Below are 21,900 nucleotides of genomic sequence, written 5' to 3' on the forward strand. Positions count from 1 at the left end.
ACTTAACCGTCCCGAATACCACCAAAACCATTATGGCCCACACCCTTCCAGCCCTCCCCTACGACAAAGCAGCTCTCGAGCCGCATATCGACGCCACCACGATGGAGATCCATCATGGCCGCCATCACAACGCCTACATCACCAATCTGAACAACGCCATCGTCGGCAATGCCGAGCTGGAAGCGCTGTCCATCGAGGACCTCTGCAAGAACATTGGCACCGTGCCGGAAGGCATCCGCGCCGCGGTTCGCAATAATGGCGGTGGTCACTTCAATCACAGCCTCTTCTGGAACATCATGGGCCCGAACGCCGGTGGCGCTCCGACCGGTGAACTCGGCGAAGCCATCACTGCCGCCTTCGGTTCCTTCGACGCCTTCAAAGAAGCTTTTGCCAAAGCAGGTGCCACTCGTTTCGGCTCCGGCTGGGCCTGGCTGGTCGTGAAAGATGGCAAGCTTGCCGTCACCTCCACGCCGAACCAGGACAATCCTCTCATGGACGCCAGCGGCACGCCGATCCTCGGCTGCGATGTCTGGGAGCACGCCTACTATCTGAAGTATCAGAACAAGCGCCCTGATTACATCGCCGCTTGGTGGAACGTGGTGAACTGGTCCGCTGTCGCCGACCTCTTCGCCAAGGCCAAATAAGCTGTTTTTGCTTTCACTCTGCCTCCAGGTTCCTCGCGAGCTTGGAGGCTTTTTTCTGGTCGCGTTCCGGCGGCAGTCACCTCCAAACAAAACAGCCGGAACCTTGCGGTTCCGGCTGTGGTTGAGGAGTAGTTGTCGCAGCGGATTAAGCGGCGGCAAGAGCGGCGACCTTCTTTTCGAGGGCGGCCTTGGCCTGATTGGCGATGGCAGCAAAGGCTGCTTCGTCGCGCACGGCGAGATCGGCGAGGACCTTGCGGTCGATCGTGATGCTGGCGGCGTTCAGACCTTCGATGAGACGGCTGTAGGTGATGCCGAGGGGACGTGCGGCGGCATTGATGCGCTGCACCCACAGATTGCGGAAGTTGCGCTTACGGACCTTGCGGTCACGATAGTTATACGTCATCGCCTTGCGGACAGCGTCCTTGGCGTAACGGAAGTGAGTTTTGCGGAAACCTTGGAAGCCCTTCGCTTTCGCGATGGTGCGCTTCCTGCGTTTACGACTGGCTGGGGCGTTAGTTGCTCTGGGCATTTTCTTTGTCAGTGATCAGACTGTTGATGGATTCGATGACCGGACTCATCTGAACTGAGGTCTCGCGGGTGCTCGACCAGTCCGGAACATCGTGGCCTCCATTGGGGAGGCCTGTGGTTAAGGGCCTATCTGTGCGAGAACGGCATGTTCGCGAGGACGGCTTTCTTATCCACTTCTGCCACGAGGGCGACTTTGCCAAGGTTGCGTTTCCGTTTCCGGTTCTTGTTCTGGAGGATATGACGCTTGCCTTGTTTTCGGCGCAGCACCTTACCCGTCGCAGTAACTTTGAAACGTTTGGAGACGGCTTTTCTTGTTTTGGCTATACCAGGATTTTTGGACATAGGGGCGGCGAAGGTGGCGGCGATCCCTAGATTGGCAAGGTGTTTTTCACAAGATTGAGAAGCGGTGAAAATGCCCCGAATCCCCTCGCAAACATGCTCGACGGGATGCCCGGCCTTTGCTGTCATACACCCACCCTTCCACTGTGCTGCCTTTCTCCCCCAGATTCCTCTTCTTTTGCATGCTGCTGGTCTCCCGGCTGCCTGCGCAGACGGAGTCGGGTTTTGAAAAGACCTCCCTGGCCTGGCGGACGGCGCTGCACTTCGATCCGGGGGCGGAGGCTCCCCTGCGGTCGCTGGTGGAGCTGTATCAAAAGGAGGGCCGGGCGGGGGATCTGGTGACGCTTTACACGGAGCACCGGGCGCAGTTCCCCCAGGATGAAAACGCTGCCGTGGTGCTGGCGCGGCTCTACATGGCTCTGAAGGACACGCGGGCAGAGCCCTTTCTCCACGAGGCAATGTCCCGGCATCCGCAAAATGCCCTGCTGCGGCGGGCGAAGGCGGAATGGCTGGAGCTGCGCTTCGATCCCCGTGCCCTAGAGAGTCTGGATGAGGCGGTGAAGCTGGAGACGGCCGTGCCCGCGCGACGGGCGCAATGGCTGGAGGAACTGATCAAGACTGCGGCGCAGTCGGGTCGTGAAGATCTGGTGTCGGCGCGGCTCTCGGCGCTGACTCAGGAGGCGGTTTTTAATCCCGCGCAGCGTCTCCACTGGGCCCGCCGCTGCCTGGAGGCAGGTTTGAAAAAGAGTGCTGCGGTGGTGCTGAAGGGCGGGGATTTCTCCGCGCTCCAGGGAGATGAGGCTGTGGAAGCGCTCTTTTTACAGTCACGAGTGGCCTGGGCAGCGGAGCAAAAGTCCGAAGCTGCGCGACATGCCCGCGCTTTGCTCGCCCTGCTGGCTCCAGACCACTGGCGGCGTGAGGAAGCGCTGCGCCTGCACTGGCAGACGGCGGATGAAAAGGAGCGCGAGGCATCTCTGGCCACGGCGGCGAGTGCTTGGAAGGCGTCCCCGGCAAATGAGTCGGCGGCGTTGAGTTATGGGGAGCTTCTAATCTTGGCGGGTCGGCGTGATGAAGCGTTGCAAGTGTGGCAGGAAGCTCTGACTTCGCTGCCTGCGGCCCGGTTGATCGAGGCTCGTGTGATCCAGCTCTTCGAGTCGATGCGGCGAGATGAGGACTTGCTCCGCTTTCTCCAGGATCGAGTGAGAGTGCAGCCGGAACGGGAGGATTTGCGGCTGCAACTCGCACGGCGTCTGCTTCAGCTTGGGCGCCTAGAGGCTGGACTCGCGGCGCTGGAGGTGCTGCTGGTGAAAAAAGATCCCGCAGAGCGCGTGACGACTCTGCTCCAGACCGCCCGCTGGCTGCGCCTGCAAAACCTCTTCGGCGAGGCCGCCCGTGTGCTGGAGGTGGCTTTGACCGCTGAACCCCAACGCTGGGAAGTGCGGAAGGAGCTGGCGGAGATTCATCTGCTGATGAAACGCCCGGAGGAGATGGAGAAGCTCTTCGCTCTGGAAATGAGCGATGGTGTGACGGCTGAAGTGCGGATGGAGATCGCGCAGTTTTTGATCACCCGGAAGATGTGGCCGCAGGCACGCCGGATGCTGGAAGTCTGGATTCAGCGGAAGCCGGGTGAGTTCGACGCGCGGCTGCTGCTCGCTCGTGTGGAGTCGCTGGCCGGAGCGTCAGAGGCGTCTGAAAGGCGACTTAGCGAATGTCGCACTTTGTGTGACACCGAGGCGCGCTATGCGGCCTGGCTCGCCGTGGCTTGGGAAAGAGCCACTGAGCTGGAAAAGACGGAGGCTTTCATCCAGGAAGAGCGCCAGCGACTCTGGCCGAAGGAGGGCGAGACCTGGGAGGCGGAGCGTTTGAAGAAACTCGGCGCGCTGGCCGGACAAACGATGCAGTCACGCCTGCAAGACGAGGCGGAGAAGCTGCTCCGAGCTGCGCTGGCAGAACCGAAGATGCCAGCGTCGGCAAAAGTGGAGATTCGGAGACAACTGATCTCCGTGCTCGATGGACGTGAAGACAAACGTAAGGCGCTGGAGATGGAGATCGAGGCTGCGTTGGCAGAGAGTCAGGATGATGGAGCAGGGGATCTGCGTCTGCGTCTCGCGCTGATGTATTACCAGGCGAAGCGGCTGGATCTCTGGCGCTCGACGATGACGGCTGTGGCTCCTGAGCGCTGCGAAGACGTGTCGCTGCTGCAACGGGCGCTGGTGAATGCACGGCAGACGGATCTGATGCCGATGGCGGTAGCCATGGCCGAACGAATGGTGCGGCTCCAGCCGGATGAGAAGGCGCACTGGATCACCTGGACCTCCCTGCTCGTGGAGTTGGGAGAGGAGGCGAAGCTGCGTCTTGCACTGAGGGAGATGCGGGCGCGGGCGGTGGCCTGGAAGATGAGCGATGCTGCGCAGGAGACATTGCGTCGTCATCTGGCGGCGAGTTGCTGGCGAAGTGTTGGGGAGGTGATCGGTGACCCAGACCGTAGTGTGGATGAAGCGCTGCTTTGCCTCGGTGAGTTGGAGCAAACGGAGCAACAAGCTCAACGTCGTCTCTGGCTGGCCTGGGCGCGTGGGATGTTGGCACTGCGTTCTGGGGACGAGACATCTCTGGCCGATGCTCGTGCTGCCTTGAGCGGAAAAGAAGAATGGGTCATGTTCCCCGACGGGCTTTCCCTTTCTCTCGTTGAAGCTCGGCGAATGCTCGAAACCGTGGCTCCTGCGCCCGAAGTGAAGATCACACCTATGGCGTATGGCGACTACTCGAAGCCGGGCAAGATGAGCTGGGTTTTTCAGCCGCAAAACAAGGCCGAGCTCCAGCGCTGGTGTCTCACGCCTGATGGACGGCACATGCTGGTGCAGGATACTCACGGTCGGCTCTACGCCGTGGATCGTCGCACGGGGAAACAGCTCTGGGATTGGCGTCGCGTCAGAGCTGCGGTGCCTGCGGCACTGACACGCGATGGCGGCGAGCTGGTGAGTTATCCGATGGAATGGTGTGTGAGTGATGAACACCTCACCGTGCTCGATGAGACGGGCATTGTTTGTTTGCGCATTGCCGATCACTCGGTCGAGTGGGAGATCCCCACGCCCGGTGTGGTGCACGCCGGAGCGCAGGGCACGCTGGCCCAGTCGGGCAATCGAGTGCTCTGGTGGAGGGCGGCGCTTGGACAGCTGGAGGCTCTCGATGAGATGAATGGCAAACGACTCTGGTCCCGCCTGATCCCTGCTCTGGGTGAGGCCGCGAAATCGAATCCGAGTTCGCCCGTCTGGCTGATGAGCGGTATGCGCTGTGATGGAGATCGAGCCGTGAGCTGGGGCAGTGGCACCGCGGTGGTTCGTGTGAGCGATGGTGCTTTGCTTTGGAAAGCCGCCACCAGCGAGCAGCCGCTGAGTTTTCCGCTGCAACTCGATGACACCACTTCTACAAAACCCAGCGTCAGCACTCCTGGAGCGAGCTTTCTTTCCGCTGCCACGGCAGCGCGTTCCTTCAGCAGTCGTGCGAGTTCGACCACAATTCTTCTGGCAAACTCTCACGCGATTCCCAGCTACGGCTATCCCGGCATGTATGGCAGCGCGCAGAGCAGTCCATGGCTTCTGTGGGGTGGGGAAGGGGAGCGCTGGCTTCAAGGGGATGGACTGTGGCTGATCAGCCAGAACATGGCTTCTGCACGCTACTCGGCATTGGGTTTCCCGAGCATGATCAGCTCGCGTTCACGTTCGCCGTTTTATCTCGGTGCCGCGACACCGGTCGGCACGGCGGGACGCAGTCTCATCGCGGCCAGCGAACGTGGTGTCGTCAAAGTGATGCATGATGGCAGCTCGCGTGCGCTGGTCACTTATGAGGTGCGCGAAAACTCTCCCGAGAAGCATCCGCTGCCATCGGTTGGCATGGACGGCACGACGCTCGTGGTCGCCGATAGCGAGCAGGTGCGCGTGGTTGATGCGCTCAGCGGTGTGACCCTTTGGGAAAAGCCATGGCCAGTGGATGCATCTGCCATAGTGGTCAGCGAACGCGAGGCGCTGAAGTCCTGGCAAAGCCTGCGCTGGAGTTCACGCGGCCTGTCTTTCTACGATGGTCATGGCCGCACCCAGGTCTGTGAATGGCGCGCATTGATGGGCGGCGGTGATCTGGTGGTGCCCGCCGGCACGCGGTCGCTGATCTGTTTGCACTGCGGGGAATAGCCTCACTCCGCGTCGATGTCCCAGGCTTTCAGCCAATCGGTCTTTTGCAGCTTCCAGCCTTGTTTCAGCAGGCGCTGCTCCATGTCGGGGAAGTGGGCGGCACCGTAAAAAATGGCGATGCGTTTTTTACCCGCAGCGATCTGTTTCTGCATCACCTCAAGCGCGTGCTTGTTGCGCTCGCCGATGATGGCGGTGCCGTTCCCGGCTTCGACTCCGGCCATGAGCTGCTCCACACGATCGAACTCACTGCCGATCAGCCGCTTCAGGTCCGTGGAGCTGTCCTTGCTCATCAGCAGTGTCATGATGAGTGCCATGTCCGAGTTCGCCTTGCCGGAGTCTCCCGCCGCCGCCTGAGCGAGTGCGGCCTTCATCCAGAGAGTGATAAAGGTTTCCTTCTTCTCCTCCTGCTTTTCAAAGAAGCCCTCAGTGCTGAGATCGGCGTGGACGAAGTTCTTCGCCTTGTAGTCGATGCAATGGAGCTGGCTCTCCAGTTTCAGGGTGGCGCGCATCTTTTCCTGGAGAGCGCCCAGCCATTGCAGCTTGGTATCGCCATCACCCACCTTGAGCTGATCGCGCTCTTCGATAGGCCGTCCTACGAGTTCGTAGAGCACGACCTCGTAGCTTTTGAAGCGGGTGTTCAGAGCGTCGAAGTATTTTTTGTCGGCAATGTGGACCGCGCCGATGAGATCGACGGTGACTCCGCTGGGCGAAAGATAAGTCGCGATGGCCGTCTGGAGCGAATCGCCCTCATCCGTCTCGACGAAGCGGATGAAGTCCGTGGCCGCTGGCTCGGCTGCTGCGGGTGTGGCTTTCTTTTCCTCTGCCGAAGCGGAGAAAAGCATGAGACCAAAGGCGAGCAGCAGGCGCTTCTTCATAGCGGATCAGTTGGCAAAAAGTTTCTCAAAGAAGGTTTTCATCTCCTCCCAAGAGGCTTTGTCCGCAGCTTCGTTGTAGGCCGCGCCTTTGGAGTTGTCATTGCCAGCCCCTTTTTGAGTGAAGGCGTGGACGGCTCCGGGATAGGACACGAGCTGGTAGGCCACTCCGGCGTCCTTCATCTCCTTTTCAAAGGCGGCGATGTCGGCAGCAGGAACGAAGGGATCATCTGAACCGTGCAGAGCGAGCACCTTGCCCTTGATGTTCTTCCCATCCGCAGGAGTTGGGCTGTCGAGCCCACCGTGGAAGCTGACCACGCCCTTCACCGGCGCGCCGCTGCGGCCAAGCTCGATGGCAGCCGTGCCGCCGAAGCAATAACCGATGCACGCCACGCGTGAAGTGTCGGTGCGGCTGTCCTTCAGCAGCACTTGCAGTGCGGCGGTCAGACGTTCACGGAGCAGGGCGCGATCCTTTTTATACTTGCCCGCTTCCGCACCGGAGGCCGGTGGCTGCGGGCGGATGCCTTTGCCATACACATCGGCCACGAAGACATTGTAGCCGAGTTCTGCCAGCATCTTCGCGCGCATCTTTTCATTGTCGCTCACCCCCGTCCATTGATGGACGATCAGCACGGAGGGCCGCTTCGCCGAGTTGGTATCATCAAAGGCGACCCAGCCTTCGCAGTCCAGGCTTCCGGCTTTGTAATCCACGGGCTTTTCAATGATGGCCGCCATAAGTGGAAGCGAGAACAGCGTGAGGGCCGTGATGAGGAGTCGTTTCATAAGTGGGTGAGGCTAGGTGGTGAAGTCATACGCCGCAAGCTGCAGGCACGATACAGATCCCCTCTCGCGATTCAGTCTGTGAGGTGGGGGGCAGGAACCATGAGAGAAGATTGGCAAAAATGAACGGATGGCATGCGTAATGGTTTCGATTCGAAATAAGAACTCACCGCCATGCTCTCGATCCAAGGCTCCTCCCACTCCGGTTTTTGCGATGGCAAATCGCGCCGTGATTTCCTCAAGATCGGTGGTCTGGCCATGGGTGGACTGGGACTGCCAGATCTCCTCCGTGCAGAAGCAGTGACTGGGAAAAAGTCGCAGCATCGCGCGGTGATCATGGTCTTCCTGCCCGGCGGGCCGCCGCATCAGGACATGTTTGACATGAAGCCCGACGCTCCCTCCGAAGTGCGCGGCGAATTCAAACCGATCTCCACGAACGTCCCCGGCATTCAGATCTGCGAGCATCTGCCTCGTCTCGCGAAGATGATGGATAAATGCACCATCATCCGCTCCATGGCGGACTGCGACAGCGGGCACGATGCTTTTCAATGTCTGACCGGTCGCAGTGCGAAGCGTCAGCCTCCGGGCGGTTGGCCGGCGATGGGTTCCATCGTCTCCCGCATTCAAGGTCCCGTGAATTCAGCCATGCCGCCCTTTGTCGGCCTTTCGCCAAAGATGGGTCACATGCCCTGGGCTCGGAACGGTGAGCCGGGCTATCTCGGCGTGGCTCATGCGCCTTTTCAGCCGAACCGTGGCGGTGGCACGGAAGACATGACGCTCCATGGCATCTCGCTGGATCGTCTGCATGATCGCGCGGGTTTGCTGAAGAGCTTTGATCAAATGCGCAACGAACTCGATGCCACGGGTCTGATGGGCGGCATGGATGTCTTCAACCAACAGGCGCTCGGCGTGCTCACGAGTCCGAAGTTGCTGCACGCGCTGGATTTGAGCCGCGAAGATCGCCGCATCGTGGAGCGCTATGGCAAAGGCGAAAATCGCAACCGTGATGACGGTGGCCCGCGTCTGACGGATCACTTCCTGGCTGCGCGTCGTCTGGTGGAGGCGGGTGCCCGTGTGGTCACGCTCGGTTTCAGCCGCTGGGATTATCATTCAAATAACTTCGGCCAGCTCCGCGAGGATCTGCCGCTGCTCGACAGTGCCCTCAGCGGCCTCATCACCGATCTGCACGAGCGCGGCATGGACAAAGATGTGGCCGTCGTCGTGTGGGGTGAGTTTGGTCGCACGCCGATGATCAATCCCAAAGGTGGGCGCGATCACTGGCCTCGCGTTTCCTGTGCCATGCTCGCCGGTGGTGGCATGAATCACGGACAAGTCATCGGTGCCACTGACAAGCTCGCCGGTGAAGCCATCGACCGCCCCGTGGCCTTTGGCGAAGTCTTTGCCACGCTCTACCGCCATCTCGGCATCGACGTAAACAAAGCCACTCTCAATGACTTCAGCGGTCGCCCGCAATACTTGATCGATGGCGGCCATCAGCCGATGGCTGAGTTGATCTGAGTTTGAAGACTTACTTCACCTCGGGTGCAAAGCTGCGGAGGATCTTCGCTGTGGCGACATCCCAGATGTGCAGCACGCCGTCTTCTCCACCAGCGACGACGAGATTGCCTGTGTGGGTGCTGCCGAGGGTGTTCATGAAGTCTTTGGCTCCGTCGAGTTTCTTCACTTCGCCGCCGTCGCTGTTGATGAGCCGCACCTTGGCATCGCCTGCGGTGGTGGCCGCGACATCGCCGCTGCCGAGGTAATGCAGCGAGGTGACTTCCTTGTCCCATCCTTCGACGTTCTTGCGGCGGTCTCCCGTGGTCCAATCCCAGACTTTGACGACATTGTCCGCGCCGGAGCTGGCGATGATGCGGCCATCGCCGCGCCAGGAGACGCCGAGCACATGATGCGTGTGGCCTTCGAAAAGCTTCACCATCTTGCCGCTGCTGAGTTCGGTGATACGCACGGCTTTGTCCGCGCCGCCGGAAGCGAGGTGTTTGCCATCGGGGGAGAAGTCGAGCGTGAGGACGCTGTCGAGATGACGCTCGCTGTAGTTCGCGGTCATCTTGCCAGAAGCTATGTCCCAAAGGGTGATGTCGCCACTGCGCGAAGGTTCACCGCTGCCGATGGCGAGCGTTTTGCCATCGGGGGAAAAGGCGAGTGCGTTCACGCGGTCGGTGATGGCGGATTTGCCATCGCCGCTGCCGAAGCTGCGTTCGAGTTTCCACATGGCTCGTGATTCATCAGGCAGCAGCACGCTGGCCTTGTCTCCGGTCATGACACAACCTTCTGCACTCGGCCAAGCCAAGGATTCTGCTGTGCCTGCATCGGCAATGACGGCGGACTGAATGGTGCGACCGGTGGCCGTGGACCAAACGCGCACGCGGTTGGTGGCATCGAGCCCCGCGATCTGATCGCCTGCGGGTGAAAAGGCCAGAGCCTTCAGCGCTGGCAGGGCAGTGGCGATGGCCTTCGTGGCTTCTGTTTTCGCCGCCGTGGCTGCATCCAGAGCTTTCTTCGCGGCCTCGGCAGTCGCTTTGGTGGCTGCGACGGTCGTTGTCGCCTTAGCGCTGGATTCTGTGACGAGCTTGATCTCGTTGGCCGTGTCCACGATGGCAGCTTCGGCGCGTGTGAGAGCCTCCTGAGCTAGCATGGAATCGGTGGCCGCTTTTTCGGCCTTCGCTTTGGCTTCAGTCTGCTTCTTGGTGAGCGCATCATCTGGCTTTGTGCCTGCGGGCAGCTTGGCGATCTGGTCGTCGATTTCCTTCGCGGCTTTCTCGGCGGCGACCTTGGCATCCGCCTTTGGCTTGATGTCCTTTTTCTTTTCTTCCAGCGCCTTCTTGGCGAGGTCGGCCAGTTCGTTGGCCTTCTTCAAACGTGCCGCGAGGTCGGTCACATCCTTCTCGGCTTTTTTGATCATCTCATTCTGCCAGGCCAGCTCGACGGTTGTTTTTGCGACAGCATCGGTCTTCTCAGTCAGCGCGCGTTCAGCATCGCCGTCGCTGGTGATCTCCAGCATCATCTTGCCGGTGGCGGTTTCCCAGAGATTCACTTTGTGGTCAGCACCTGCGGTGGCGATGCGCTGCTCATCAGCACTCAGGACAAAGGCAGACACGGCACCGCCATGCTTCAAATCACGCAGCGGTTTGCTCGTGGCCTGATCGATGAGTGAGACTGCATCTCCGGCTGCCGCAGCGAGTTTGAATTTGCCCGCTGCTGCTGCCTTGGGTGCTGGAACCAGACGTGGGGTGCTGTCAGCACGCTTCCAGATCTTGGCTTCGCGATAGCTGCCGGTGATGAGACGCTGCCCATCCTTGGTAAAGGCAATCGCTGGAATAAGATCGCGATGTGCGATGCCGGGATTCTTGTAGAGGCCCGATTTGATCAAGGCGTCATCGGTCAGACGCGTGACCGTTGTGGAGGTTGGGACATGGTAGATCGTCACCTGATTGCCACGCGCTGCGGCTGCAAACTTGCCATCGCCCGAGATGGCGCTGGCAAAGATGGGCGCAAAGCCTGCGGGCAGAGGTTCCCAGGAGATCACACGCTCCTGACGCCCGGCATGATGCGCGCCTTCGTCGATCCATTGTTTCAGCAACGCCAGTTCGGCCTCATCCAGCGGCACGGCACCGACCTTGTTGCCCTTGGGTGGCATTTCAGAATCCCAGTCACCCGCAGCGGCTTGGAAGATCAGACTCTTGGCGCCAGCGCCTGCCTCGATGCCTTTGCCAGTCTCACCGCCTTTGATCATGAGATCCGGCGTCTCCATGTTCAGACCCGCTTTGGTGGTCGTCTTGTTATGGCAGGCGATGCAGTTGTCCTTCAGGAAGGGCAGAATCTCCTTTTCGTAATTAATAGGAGCGGCAGACGCCAGAATGACGAATGACGAATTCAGAATGACTAAAGCTCGGAAGATGGGCGTGTTCATTTCTTGGCGGTCTCCTTCACGCGGAAGCGGATCGGGGTGGAATGGACGAGGAAGGTGGTGTCTTTCGCGGCGTTCTTGGTGGCGATGTCCTTCGCGGCTTTATCGGCGTCGGCCTTGGCTTTGTCTGCCTTGGTGAGTGCGGCGGTGAGGTCTTTGATTTTGGCCTGCTGTGCGGTCTGACCGGCTTTGTCTTCGGGCTTCAGTGCTTTGAGGGCGGCGTTGGCTTCATCGACGGACTTCTTGGCGGCGACATGAGCTTCGGCGGTTTTTTTGGCCTCAGCTTGAGCTGCCGCGATGTCATCGGCATTGCGCTGGAAGGACATCTTGGCTGGTCCTTGGAGGATGAACCCGTAATCGCCGGGAGCGAGCTTGAGCGTCTTGATGTCGAGCGTGACTTTCCCATCCGCTGCTTTGGCTGCGATGGTGACTTCGGGGGCTTTGGTGGGATCGGTGAGGCCGAGCAGTTTGAGTTTAAGCACCTCGGTGCAGGCGGCGTGTCGCGTCACTTTCAATGGCACATCAAGTTTTGCATCGGCGGCGACTTCGGGGATGCCGGGCGTGGCTTGCTCGATCAAAGCGGGTGCGGCATCAGGCACGACGCCGATGGCTGGAGCGCCAGCGTTGCGGGTAAACAGCAGGGTCGCATCCTTTGCAGCCCAAGTGAGATACCCGGTGCTGGCGATGCCAGACAGTGTCGCCGCACCTGCGGGTGCGTCCGGTCCTGCGCGCAGGCCGATGTAGCCGAGGCTCTGGCCTTTGCTGATGATGCCGCCGAGGCTGGTCACGCCTGCGGGGAGATTCGCCACTTTGATTTCAACAGCTTCACTGATCGCTGTGCGATTTGGGATGAAGACTTCCATGGCGGCCACGCCATTGCGCCAGACATTGGCGCTGGGAATTTCAAAAGGTCCGGCTGCGGCGGCTGGAGGTAGCTTGGCGTGGATGGCGATGGCTCCTTCCGTCGTGCCCTCGTTAGCCTTGCGGATGCGTAATTGATAAGGATGACGACGGCCATTGGCTGCGTTTGAGGGATCGCTGACGGATACGCGGAAGACGCCATCGACCTTCGCTTCATACCCATAAACTGGATCAAGCTGCGTGATACGAACGCTTGGCGCAGGCACGGTGGCTGGCGGATCACCGAGGTCTGCCTGAAGGGTGATAGCTTCACCTTTCACGGTCTCGATGAGCAAGGATGGATCGGTGGAGTAACCGAGCTGCTGGGAGGCTAGTTCGATGATGAAGCGGTCGCCATTTTTGAAAGCGAGATCGAGTTGACGCGCTGCGCCATTCGCCGGGAACCATCCGCCAAAGGTCTGGCCGACGAAGAGAGGTGTGGGCTTGTCAGCCGTCACGCTGGGGGCTTCGGATTCATCAGGCAGGCGCAGGGCTTGTGTCGGACTAGAGGCGATAAGTTTGGCGATGGTGGCTGCATCGGCTTTGAGATGCTCCAGAGGCTGACCGCGATTCACACGCAGTCCGTTCACGACTTGGCCGCCCGGCAGGTTCCAGCCATAAACGGCTTCTTTGCCTGCGGCCCAAATGACGGCCCCAGTCGTCATCGAGAGACGGTAGACATAGTCATCGCTGACGCCGAACATGAGGTCGTTGATCTTGAGTTTGTAGGCACCATCGGCGGGGAGTTTGACATCGAGGATGCCATCGCGCAGGCGGGCGAGTTCGCGACCGCCGTTATCAAAAACACTGCCGACGAGAGAGGTGCGGACATCGAAGCCGCTTCCGATGAAGGCTCCGAGCACACGCTGGTCTTTCTTGCCTTCGAAGCTGAACCAATGCGGCACAGCGGCCTTAAAGATACCCTGGATGGCTGAGTCGGTCGTCACCTTCAAGGCAGTGTCTGACTTGGAATTGGTGCCCGGAGACTCGACGACATCTGCGGCGCTGATTTGAAACACGCGCGGGTTCGTGATGCCGTAGCGGGCCATGAGCCGGATGTCGTAGATGTCCGTCGGGGCATCCGCTGGCAGTTTCACCGCGAGCACGCCTTTCTTGGCGGGCACTTGCTCGACGGGATAGCTGCGTGATTTGCCATCACGCAGGCTCGTGAGCAGGATGGATTTTGCTCCATCGAGTTCTACGCCTTTGAAAGTGAGCTCCACCGTGGTGCCCGGTTTGCCACCGAGAGGTGAGACAGCGGTAATGGTGGGTGATGGCGCGGTGATCTGGGCTAGCGAAGCTCCAGCAACGCAGAGAAAGCTCACGCAAAGGCGCAATGGCGCGGAAGAGGACATAGTCGGCGGGGATTCTAAACTGGGAGGCTTGGCGCCTGGCTTGAGAAACGACTCAATGATTGAAGAGGAATTCCTTCGTGTTCAGCAGTGCCCAGAGGATGTCTTCGAAGGCTTCCTTCTTCGCGTTAAAGGCTTCTTGGTCCTTCTTGCCTGCGGTCTTTTTGGCGACGTGATCCTGCGCGAGTTTCATCTCGGTGGCATTCGGGTCACGGCTGAGGGCGATGTGATAGACGTCGGTGATCTTATCATCTTCGGGGCGAGCATCTTTGGCCATGCGATCAGCACGGCCATTAGCGCGGGTGAGCTGGTTCTGGATGTCGGCGGCGTTCAGCAAATGCAGACTTTGGGCGAGGCTGGCTTCCTGGGTGCGTTCGCATTCGCAGGCGGATGAGGAGTCGGGGCGGCCGAAGACGGTGAGGAAGTAATTGCTCTGGTTGTAGCTGTTGTCCGGCAGGGCGACGGCGCGTGTGCCGGGAGCTTGTCCGGCGAAGGCACTCTCGACATCGAGCAAACGATTCACGGAGTCGTAGAGGACTTCGGCGTTGAGACGCTTTGGATAATAGCGGCTGAAGTTTTGGCGGTCCTTGGCGTTGTGTGCATTAGGCACGGCGCTGAGCTGATAGGTGGTGGATCTGGCGATGCTGCGCACGAGGGCTTTCAGATCGTAGCCGCTCTTCACAAACTCGGCCGCCATGGCGCTGAGCAGCTCGGGATTCACGGGCGGGTTCGTCTCGCGCATGTCGTCTTCAGGCTCCACCAGCCCACGATTGAAAAAGTGTTTCCAGTAACGATTCACGAGCGTGTGGGCGAAGAAGGGGTTCTCCTTTTTGCTCATCCAGTTGGCGAGTTCGAGACGCGGGTCCTGCTCGGGGCGGAGCTTTGCGGCTTCACTGCCGAGGCTGGTGGGCATGACGGGCTGCTTCGTGCGGATGTTCGTCATCTGGGCGGCACCGCGTTTGTTAAAGATGATCTCTTCATCCTTCGCCGTGGCGGTCTTGCGGCTTACATTGGCAAAGAAGGCGGCGAAGCCGTAGTAGTCCTGCTGGCTCCATTTTTCGAAGGGATGGTGATGACACTGGGCGCACTGCATGCGGGTGCCGAGGAAGAGCTGGGCAACGTCTTCCATCTGCTGCTTCGGCTCCTTCACCTGACGATACCAAGCGACGGGCGGATGCTGATCGAGGCTGCCGGAAGCAGCGACGACCTCGCGGGCGAATTGATCGAAAGGTTTGTTGTCGGCGAAGCTGTCGCGAATCCAGGACCAGAAGAGATAGCTGCCGCGAGCGAAGGTGGGCTGGGTGCGCTGGTTGCGGAGAAGGGCGCTCCATTTGTTGGCGAAGTATTCGGCATACTCGGGGCTGTCGAGCAGGCGATCCGTGAGCTGGGCGCGCTTCTGGGGATCTTTCGATGCCATGAAGTCCTTCATTTCCTCGGCGGTGGGCAGGCGGCCCGTGATGTCGAGCGTGATGCGGCGGATGAAGGTGCCGTCATCGCAGATCTCGGAGGGCGGCATGCCGATGGTCTTCAGTTTGGCGAAGACGAGGTCGTCGATGTAGTTCGAGACGGGCGGCAGTTTATCGACCGGAGCACCAAGCGGCACGGTCGCGCGGAAGGTGGTGACTTTGCCCTGATAGCGAATCATCACGGCGACATCACCGGGCAGGTCGAAGAGCTTCACTTCTCCCGTCTCGCTGGTTTCGGCCATGGCCTTCTCGTTGGCTTCGTAAAGCGCACGCTTCGAGACATCACGCGTGGAGCCGTCGCTGTAATGGGCGGTGACTTTGAGCTTGGTGCTGCCTTTGAGGGGCATCGTGAGCTTGGAGGGCTCGACGCTGATGCTCGCCATCTTTGGATCGGTGTCTTTGCCATACGGCATGCCTTCACGAATCCAGCGCACGAGGTCCGCATAATCCTCCGACTTCGGATCGAGCTTCTTGCCGCCGCCGTGGGGGAGTTGAGCGGTGCCCTTGGTCAAAAGCAGACTTTGCTCCGGCGCGCCAGGGAAGATGCGGCGACCACGGGCTTCTTTGACGATGTGCTCGTAGTCCTCCTGCGGTTCAAAGCCGAGCAGGGAGAGCTTGAAGCCATTTTGACCACTGGCCTTGCCATGGCAGCCGCCGCCATTGCATCCGCCCTTGGTGAGGATGGGCACGATGTCGTTGGCGAAGTTCAGCGGGCGTGCTGCTTCAGCAGCCAATGCTGGCGTGGCAACGAGGCAGGCGGCGATGAGTGCAAGGGGTGACTTGTTCATGATGGCAAACCTACGCGCCGTGAATGCCAATCTTGTGCTGAGCGCCGCAAAGCCGAATGATGGATGTGAAATGGTCACATTTGTGTCAGTAATGCCTCATGAAAATACTTATCCTTGGTTTGCTGTTCCATCTGCCCGCTCTTGCGTGGGCGGAAGAGGAGGTCAGAAAGCCGGCTGCAGTGAGTACGATATCGGAGGCGGAGTTGGCCGATTTTGATGAGCAACCCGAGGCCGTGCAGAAGCTGATCCGTGCGGCGCTGGCGCTGACGAAAATGGATCTGACCTATGTCTTCGCCTCTCATGAGCCCAAACGTGGTGGCATGGATTGCTCAGGAACGATCTATCATCTGCTGACCGAGGCTGGACTGAAGGACACGCCGCGACAGTCAGATGAGATGGGCGAGTGGATCTTGGAGAAATCCAAACTGAACCGAATCGAGAAGGCGGACACATTGAAGCATGAGGAGTTCGCTGAGCTCAAGCCGGGGGATCTCGTCTTCTGGTCCGGCACTTATGAATCCACGAAGCGGAAGACGCCGATTACCCACGTGATGCTGTATCTCGGTAAAAACAAAGCCACGGACAAAGGTGTGGTCTTCGGTGCCAGTGATGGCCGCAGCTACGAGGGGCAGAAACGCACCGGTGTTAGTGTCTTCGATTTCGTTCTGCCCAAGGCGACCTCGAAGGCGAAACTTTATGGCTACGGCAAGGTGCCCGGACTGGTCACTTCTGAACGGGTTTCCCCGCGCGGAGCCATTGTTCCCATCCTCCGGTCAAAAGCGAAAGGCGAGTGAAGCCTTTGCCCGCAAGCTTCTCCGCCGCCAGCTTTGCGCGACCACCGATAGCGCAGTAGAGCAGGCAGGGTTTCGTGGGATCGAGCTTGGACGTGGCTTCGGTGAAGCGCTGATCATTGAGATAGTCCGCCCACACGGACCCAGCGATGCGGCCTTCCTTTTCGATCTCCCAGTCTTCACGCAGGTCGAGGATGACGAGATCGGGCGTGCTTTGGATCAAAGCGGCGGCCTGATCGGCGGTGAGCTGCTGCACGGAGTCAGGCAGCTTGATCGCGGGCGGCTCGGTGCGCACTTCCGCAGCAGGCGGCGGCGTGCAGGCACTGAGCAGGAGCAGGGCAGGGGGGGCGAGACGAATCATCGGCTCACTTCTGCTTGAGGTAATCAGGAATCTCAAGCTCTCCGCTCTTCACGGGGGCGGTATCGCCTCTCCAAACGAAGCCTGCTTTCTCGAAGCTGCCTTTGTTCGCCTTCAAGTAGTCGAGCATGCGGTGGCCGATGGCGCTGTAAGGCGAGTCTTTGCGCACGGCGAAGGGCTGGATGGCTTTGGCCTTGTCGGCAGGCAGCGGGATGGCGTCGAAGTGATCGGGCTGAGACTGGATGTTCGTGCGATACACCACGGCGGCATCGAGGGAGCCCGTGCGCAGTTGGTTGACGAGGAAGTCACCCGTCGGCACCTGGCTGGAGGCGTTTTTCATCACGCTGTCGAAGAGATTCATGCTGCGCAGGATGCCAGCGCTCATGAAGCCGAGAGTGGACTGCTCCGCATTGCAAAGGCCGACGCGCAGTCCGTTCTGGGCGAGGTCGGCGAGGGTCTTGATGTTCTTGGGATTGCCCTTTGGCACGGCGATGACGATCTCCGCCTCCGTGAGCAGCACGGCCTCGGGGAAGTGCTCGGCCACAGGCGGGACAAAGCAGACATCGCAGGCGTAATAGACATCGGGAAACTTCGGGTTCGTCGTGTCCTTCATTGTCTTCATCGCGGCGCAAAGGATGCCGCAGCCGTTGAAAACGGTCGTCACACTGATGCCTTCGCGGTTGGCGAACTCCTGCACAAGATCCTGGATGGCCGGGCGATTCACGCCGCCGCTGTAAAGGATCACCTCGGGCTTCACCGCCCACTTGTCACCACCGGCAGCCTGAAAGCCATGCTTGGTGAAGAGTGCGCCGCCTTTCTCAGGAGCAGAGAGGTAACGTGCGAACTTCAAGGCATCGGCAGAGGACTTGGCGGACTTCAAGATCGCCGCGCTGGCCTTCTCGGCATGGCTGGAGAGCTCGGGGAGCTTGATGGCTTCGAGTCCTTCGAACTGCGGCACGGTGCTGTCCCAGACGAGAGCGGCATCGCTGGCACCCAGCTTCACATCGGCGGCGATCTCGGTGACGGTGGGCTTCATCACAGCGGCCTTTTTGGCAAGAGTATCCCATGTCGCGCCGAGGATCTTTTTGGCGATCTTGCCTGCGCTCGCGGCCTCGGGGTTTGGCAGAGCGAGCTTCACGTCTGGCTTCTCCAGATCAGCAAGTGTGGCGATGCCTTTCGGATTGCCTTTCGCCACGGCGATGACGGGATGCTGCACGGCCAAAGGCAGCACTTCGCGGATGACATCAAGCTTCCTGGCATCCACGAGGGAGCCTTCATCGGCAGCGATGAAGAGGTCGCCTTTGTTGGCGATGCGGAGCTGGCTGAGAAGCGTGCCCGTGCCGCCGAATTGCAGCTCGATCTGCGTGCCGAACTCCTCACGATACTGCGCGGCGATGGCTTCGATGGGCTTCTTCAATCCAGCCGCGCAATACACCGTGAGGCTGGAGCTGTTGCCGGTGCTCACAGGACGCAGGGCGTAAAAGCCGAGACCGATGGCTGCGGCGAGGAGGAGAATGGCGAGGACTTTGCGCATGGGGAATTAGCGTTTGTTTCGATACAGCAGGGCGGCCAATCCGGCGAGCAGCAAGGAAGCGCTCGTGAGCAGGATGGAACTCTGGGGGATAGAATCGCGTGGCGATGCCTGATCTGTCGGCGGTGACGCATCTTTCGACTCAGTGACCACCGTTTCCGGCTGCTTCATCTGCACGGCCTGCGCGACTTCCACGGCAGGCTTTTTCGCTTTGGCTTCCTCCAGCGCCTTCGGCCAATCGACATTGAGCAGGATGTCCCAGCCGGGGTTTTCATTCTTCATGCGGCAGGAGCAGCGCCCGACGAGGAACATGCAGGCTTCTTCGAGTGAGGCATCGTCGAGCTGATCGAGATTCCAGGCTCCGAGCACTCGCCCACGGCCAAACACGGGTGCGGCGAAAGCTTTGGCGGCATCAATCTTGCCCTCCGGTCCGGCGAGCATGGTGGTGAGGATCTTTTCCGCCGGATCATCGGCGCGCAGACGCAGCGTGGTGAACTTCAGCAGCAGAGCCGGTCCGGGGCCGAGCTGGCTGTCGGGGTCGTTCGGGTCTTGGATCGGCAGTGAGGCGACCTGCTCCAGGAACTTGAGCCGCTTCTCGATGCGTTCGATCTCGGGCTGCGACTCCGGTTTGCCATCATCGACGATGACCCAGACGATGCTCTCACCGGCGAGGATGCGCTCGGTGATCTGCTTTCTCCCTGGCGAGTCGAGCACGGCATCGAGCGCGGCCTTGTTCAAACCCCCTTTCCAAAGACTCTTTGTGCCCGTCTTGGAGTCAAGAAGCTCGGCAGTGGCCACTGCGGAATCCTTCGCCGTGGTGATGTCGAGGTTCGCTTTGCCATTCGCCCGCAGTGGTCGGAGGAGGTCGGTCAGCTCGGTATTCTGCGAAGTGCTGGCGGGCACGACGAGCTGGAAGCGATCCGTTTCCCAGCGATCCAGCGCGTAGCGGAAAACCGGGATCGTGCAGGCGCAGGTCTCCGCGCGCAGAAGCGCGGTGGTGAAAAGAAGCAGAAGACTGGTGCGGAGCATGGGCGTGGTGGAACGATCAGGAGGTGGGCAAAGTTACTGAAATCCCATGCATCGAAGCCTGCGAGGCCTTTTGAAGGCTGCCTCAAACATTGCCGTTCAGCCCAATCTCTGCTAACGGACACCTTCATGACAGAACTCGCGCTGATTCTCCTGCTTCTCTTCTTCAACGGCCTCTTTGCGATGGCGGAGATCGCCATTGTCTCGGCCAAGAAGGGACGGCTTCAGGAACTGGGAGAGAAGGGCAGCCAGGGGGCGCTGCTGGCGCTGAAGCTGGCGCAGAATCCCGAGCGCTTTCTCAGCACGGTGCAGATCGGTATCACGCTGGTGGGCGTGCTGGCGGGGGCTTTTGGTGGAGCCAGCCTCTCGGGTTACGTCGAGCCCTGGTTGCGGTCGGTGCCCGTGCTGGCGGAGTATGCGGAGGACATCGCCTTTGGTCTGGTGGTGGCTTTCATCACCTACCTGTCTCTGATCATCGGTGAGCTGGTGCCGAAAAGCCTCGCGCTGCGCAACGCCGAGGGCATCGCCTGCTGGATGGCGGCACCGATGAACTGGCTTTCCAGGGTAGGCAGTCCGCTGGTGTGGGTGCTGGAGTTCAGCACGCGTGCGCTGATGAGCTTCTTTGGCAAAGCGGAGATCCAGAGCGGCCCGACGCGTGCCGAGGTGAAGGTGCTCGTGCGCGAAGGCCTCGTGATGGGCAGCGTGCGCCACGAGGAAAGCGAGATGGTCGAAGGCGTCTTCGATCTGCGGGAACTTCGTGCGGAGGAAATCATGCGCCCGAAGCCCCGAGTGGTCTTTGTCCATCTGGACGACACCGCCACCAGTGTGGCAGGCAAAATGGACGACACGCGCCAGATCATCTTTCCCGTGTATGACGCCTCCCGCGATCACGTCGTCGGTCTCGTCTCCCTGCGAGATCTCTACATGGCCACCGCTCACGGGAAGGACCCGAAGGTCAGCGAACTCATGCACGAGCCGCTCTTTGTCTCCGACAATCAGCCCGCGCTGACGCTGCTGGAGGAACTGCGCAAAGCCCCGCTCTATGCCGCGGTGGTGACGGATGAATTTGGTATCGTGCGTGGTCTCGTGACCATTGAAGACCTTGTCGAGGAAGTGGTGGGCGATCTTGGCGGGCATTTGGTCAAGCCTGGGGATGCTCAGATCCGTCAGACGGCACCCGATACCTGGATCGTCGATGGCATGATGGAGATCGATCCCGTCATGGCCGTGATTCCAGGGCTGGAGGCTGTGGTCGATGCTGAGGAGGAGAGCTTCCAGACACTCGCGGGATTGATCGTCCAGCATCTGGAGCGCCTGCCGCGTGAGGGCGAGTCCTTCATGATGGGCGAGTTCCAAATCGAGGTGGTTGATATGGACCGCCAGCGCATTGACAAGGTCAGCATCCGCCGTGTCGTGCTGCCAGAGACCTCGGAGACCGATGGTGCGAAGCCGGACGGCGAGGTTTAGTTTCCCCATCTCCCGCTTGAGTCCCTGAGGACGCTCGCCAGACATGAATGCCATGTCTCAGCCAGCCGCCGGAATGTTGAAGCACTACCTCGAGCAACGTCAGCTCGCGGGGCAGACTCATGCCGCGCTGCGCCCCGGCACGCTGGATCGGATGCGCGATGTGCGTCAGCCGAAGGTCGTGCGTCCGCAGCCGAGTCGTCCAGCCCCTGCGCCGACCGTGGCGGAAAGGCCTGCTGCTCCTGAACGAGTACCTGTGGCACGGCCTTCGCCATTGAAGACAGCACCCAAGCTGATCGAAGTGAACGGCGCGACGAAGGCGGAGAAGCTCGCCGCACTGGCCGCCATCGCGGAGACTTCGCCCGAAGCTCGCGCGCTCGGCACCCTGCGTGAGACGATGGTCTTCGCGGTGGGGAATCCCGAGGCGGAGATCATGCTCATCGGCGAGGCACCTGGATTTGAAGAGGAGCGGCAGCGCGAGCCCTTCGTCGGTCCAGCCGGGCAGAAGCTGACGGGCATCTTGAAAGCGATGGGCCTGGAGCGCAGCGATGTTTATATCAGCAACATCTGCAAATTCCGCCCCATGGTGGAGGGCAATCAAGGAACCTCGAATCGTGCGCCGAATGACGCCGAGATGGCCTCCTGCCTGCCCTATGTGCTGACCGAGATCTCCATCATCAAGCCCAAGGTCATCGTGGCGCTAGGAGCCGTGGCCTGCAAAGGACTCGGCATCGGCGAAGGCGTGATGCGGCTGCGCGGAAGGTTCTACGACGTGCAGGGCATCCAGACCATGGTCACCTATCACCCGAGCTATATTTTGCGCGAAGAGAAACAGCCCGGCAACGGCCTGCGCGCCAAACGCGAGTGCTGGGAAGACATGCTGAAGGTCATGGAAAAAGCCGGACTGCCCATCAGCGACAAACAACGTGGCTTCTTCAAGAAGTAACCCCGC

At 60.3% G+C, this 21,900-nt stretch carries 16 protein-coding genes; 6 read left to right on the top strand and 10 right to left on the bottom strand.

Going from position 1 to position 21,900, the window contains the following annotated elements; all coding sequences use genetic code 11:
• Positions 1–32 precede the first annotated feature (32 nt).
• Positions 33–644, top strand: coding sequence for a superoxide dismutase (locus AC6FTP_RS00360; protein WP_497204906.1), 612 nt, complete (start codon positions 33–35; stop codon positions 642–644).
• A 145-nt stretch (positions 645–789) separates the two neighbouring features.
• On the opposite strand, the gene rplT is transcribed toward AC6FTP_RS00360, so the two are convergent.
• Complete coding sequence (gene rplT / locus AC6FTP_RS00365) at positions 790–1,173, bottom strand: 50S ribosomal protein L20 (RefSeq protein ID WP_497204080.1); 384 nt, start codon at positions 1,171–1,173, stop codon at positions 790–792.
• Between the two features lie 125 nt (positions 1,174–1,298).
• Positions 1,299–1,640 carry a 50S ribosomal protein L35 gene (rpmI, locus tag AC6FTP_RS00370; protein ID WP_497204907.1) on the bottom strand — a complete coding sequence of 114 codons (342 nt, stop codon included), beginning with the start codon at positions 1,638–1,640 and terminating at the stop codon, positions 1,299–1,301.
• A 53-nt stretch (positions 1,641–1,693) separates the two neighbouring features.
• On the opposite strand from rpmI, the gene AC6FTP_RS00375 reads away from it, so the two are divergent.
• Complete coding sequence (locus AC6FTP_RS00375; protein ID WP_497204908.1) at positions 1,694–5,695, top strand: outer membrane protein assembly factor BamB family protein; 4,002 nt, start codon at positions 1,694–1,696, stop codon at positions 5,693–5,695.
• Positions 5,696–5,697: 2 nt separating this feature from the next.
• On the opposite strand, the gene AC6FTP_RS00380 is transcribed toward AC6FTP_RS00375, so the two are convergent.
• Together AC6FTP_RS00380 and AC6FTP_RS00385 are read right to left on the bottom strand one after the other, a co-directional pair.
• Entirely contained in the window at positions 5,698–6,570 is an 873-nt protein-coding gene (locus tag AC6FTP_RS00380) for a hypothetical protein (RefSeq protein ID WP_497204909.1), read from the bottom strand.
• Positions 6,571–6,576: 6 nt separating this feature from the next.
• Positions 6,577–7,350 carry a dienelactone hydrolase family protein gene (locus tag AC6FTP_RS00385; protein ID WP_497204910.1) on the bottom strand — a complete coding sequence of 258 codons (774 nt, stop codon included), beginning with the start codon at positions 7,348–7,350 and terminating at the stop codon, positions 6,577–6,579.
• A gap of 171 nt (positions 7,351–7,521) precedes the next feature.
• On the opposite strand from AC6FTP_RS00385, the gene AC6FTP_RS00390 reads away from it, so the two are divergent.
• Positions 7,522–8,865 carry a DUF1501 domain-containing protein gene (locus AC6FTP_RS00390; protein ID WP_497204911.1) on the top strand — a complete coding sequence of 448 codons (1,344 nt, stop codon included), beginning with the start codon at positions 7,522–7,524 and terminating at the stop codon, positions 8,863–8,865.
• A gap of 10 nt (positions 8,866–8,875) precedes the next feature.
• Here AC6FTP_RS00390 and AC6FTP_RS00395 read toward each other — a convergent pair whose 3' ends face one another.
• The 3 genes from AC6FTP_RS00395 to AC6FTP_RS00405 are packed head-to-tail and all read right to left on the bottom strand — an operon-like array spanning position 8,876 to position 15,778.
• Positions 8,876–11,275 (bottom strand): WD40 domain-containing protein, encoded by a 2,400-nt coding sequence (locus AC6FTP_RS00395; RefSeq protein WP_497204912.1) that lies wholly within the window; start codon positions 11,273–11,275, stop codon positions 8,876–8,878.
• Entirely contained in the window at positions 11,272–13,527 is a 2,256-nt protein-coding gene (locus AC6FTP_RS00400) for a hypothetical protein (RefSeq protein ID WP_497204913.1), read from the bottom strand. Before AC6FTP_RS00400 ends, AC6FTP_RS00395 begins: the two co-directional genes overlap by 4 nt.
• 52 nt (positions 13,528–13,579) lie before the next feature.
• Positions 13,580–15,778 carry a DUF1549 domain-containing protein gene (locus AC6FTP_RS00405; RefSeq protein ID WP_497204914.1) on the bottom strand — a complete coding sequence of 733 codons (2,199 nt, stop codon included), beginning with the start codon at positions 15,776–15,778 and terminating at the stop codon, positions 13,580–13,582.
• A 98-nt stretch (positions 15,779–15,876) separates the two neighbouring features.
• Here AC6FTP_RS00405 and AC6FTP_RS00410 point away from each other — a divergent pair, with 98 nt between their 5' ends.
• Positions 15,877–16,572 carry an NlpC/P60 family protein gene (locus AC6FTP_RS00410; RefSeq protein WP_497204915.1) on the top strand — a complete coding sequence of 232 codons (696 nt, stop codon included), beginning with the start codon at positions 15,877–15,879 and terminating at the stop codon, positions 16,570–16,572.
• Here AC6FTP_RS00410 and AC6FTP_RS00415 read toward each other — a convergent pair.
• Genes AC6FTP_RS00415 through AC6FTP_RS00425 form a run of 3 tightly spaced genes read right to left on the bottom strand, consistent with a single transcriptional unit; the run spans position 16,502 to position 19,487 of the window.
• The gene (locus AC6FTP_RS00415) at positions 16,502–16,930 is read right to left on the bottom strand and encodes a rhodanese-like domain-containing protein (RefSeq protein WP_497204916.1); all 429 of its coding nucleotides are present in this window, start codon (positions 16,928–16,930) and stop codon (positions 16,502–16,504) included. The two genes, AC6FTP_RS00410 and AC6FTP_RS00415, sit on opposite strands and share 71 nt — an antisense overlap.
• 4 nt (positions 16,931–16,934) lie before the next feature.
• Entirely contained in the window at positions 16,935–18,461 is a 1,527-nt protein-coding gene (gene modA, locus AC6FTP_RS00420; protein WP_497204917.1) for a molybdate ABC transporter substrate-binding protein, read from the bottom strand.
• Between the two features lie 6 nt (positions 18,462–18,467).
• The gene (locus AC6FTP_RS00425; RefSeq protein ID WP_497204918.1) at positions 18,468–19,487 is read right to left on the bottom strand and encodes a hypothetical protein; all 1,020 of its coding nucleotides are present in this window, start codon (positions 19,485–19,487) and stop codon (positions 18,468–18,470) included.
• Positions 19,488–19,613: 126 nt separating this feature from the next.
• Here AC6FTP_RS00425 and AC6FTP_RS00430 point away from each other — a divergent pair, with 126 nt between their 5' ends.
• On the top strand, positions 19,614–20,951 hold the full coding sequence (locus AC6FTP_RS00430; RefSeq protein ID WP_497204919.1) for a hemolysin family protein: 1,338 nt from the start codon (positions 19,614–19,616) through the stop codon (positions 20,949–20,951).
• A gap of 52 nt (positions 20,952–21,003) precedes the next feature.
• Positions 21,004–21,894, top strand: a complete 891-nt coding sequence (locus AC6FTP_RS00435; RefSeq protein ID WP_497204920.1) for a uracil-DNA glycosylase — start codon at positions 21,004–21,006, stop codon at positions 21,892–21,894.
• Positions 21,895–21,900: the final 6 nt, after the last annotated feature.

Source organism: Prosthecobacter sp. (assembly GCF_044378005.1).
Lineage (GTDB): Bacteria > Verrucomicrobiota > Verrucomicrobiia > Verrucomicrobiales > Verrucomicrobiaceae > Prosthecobacter.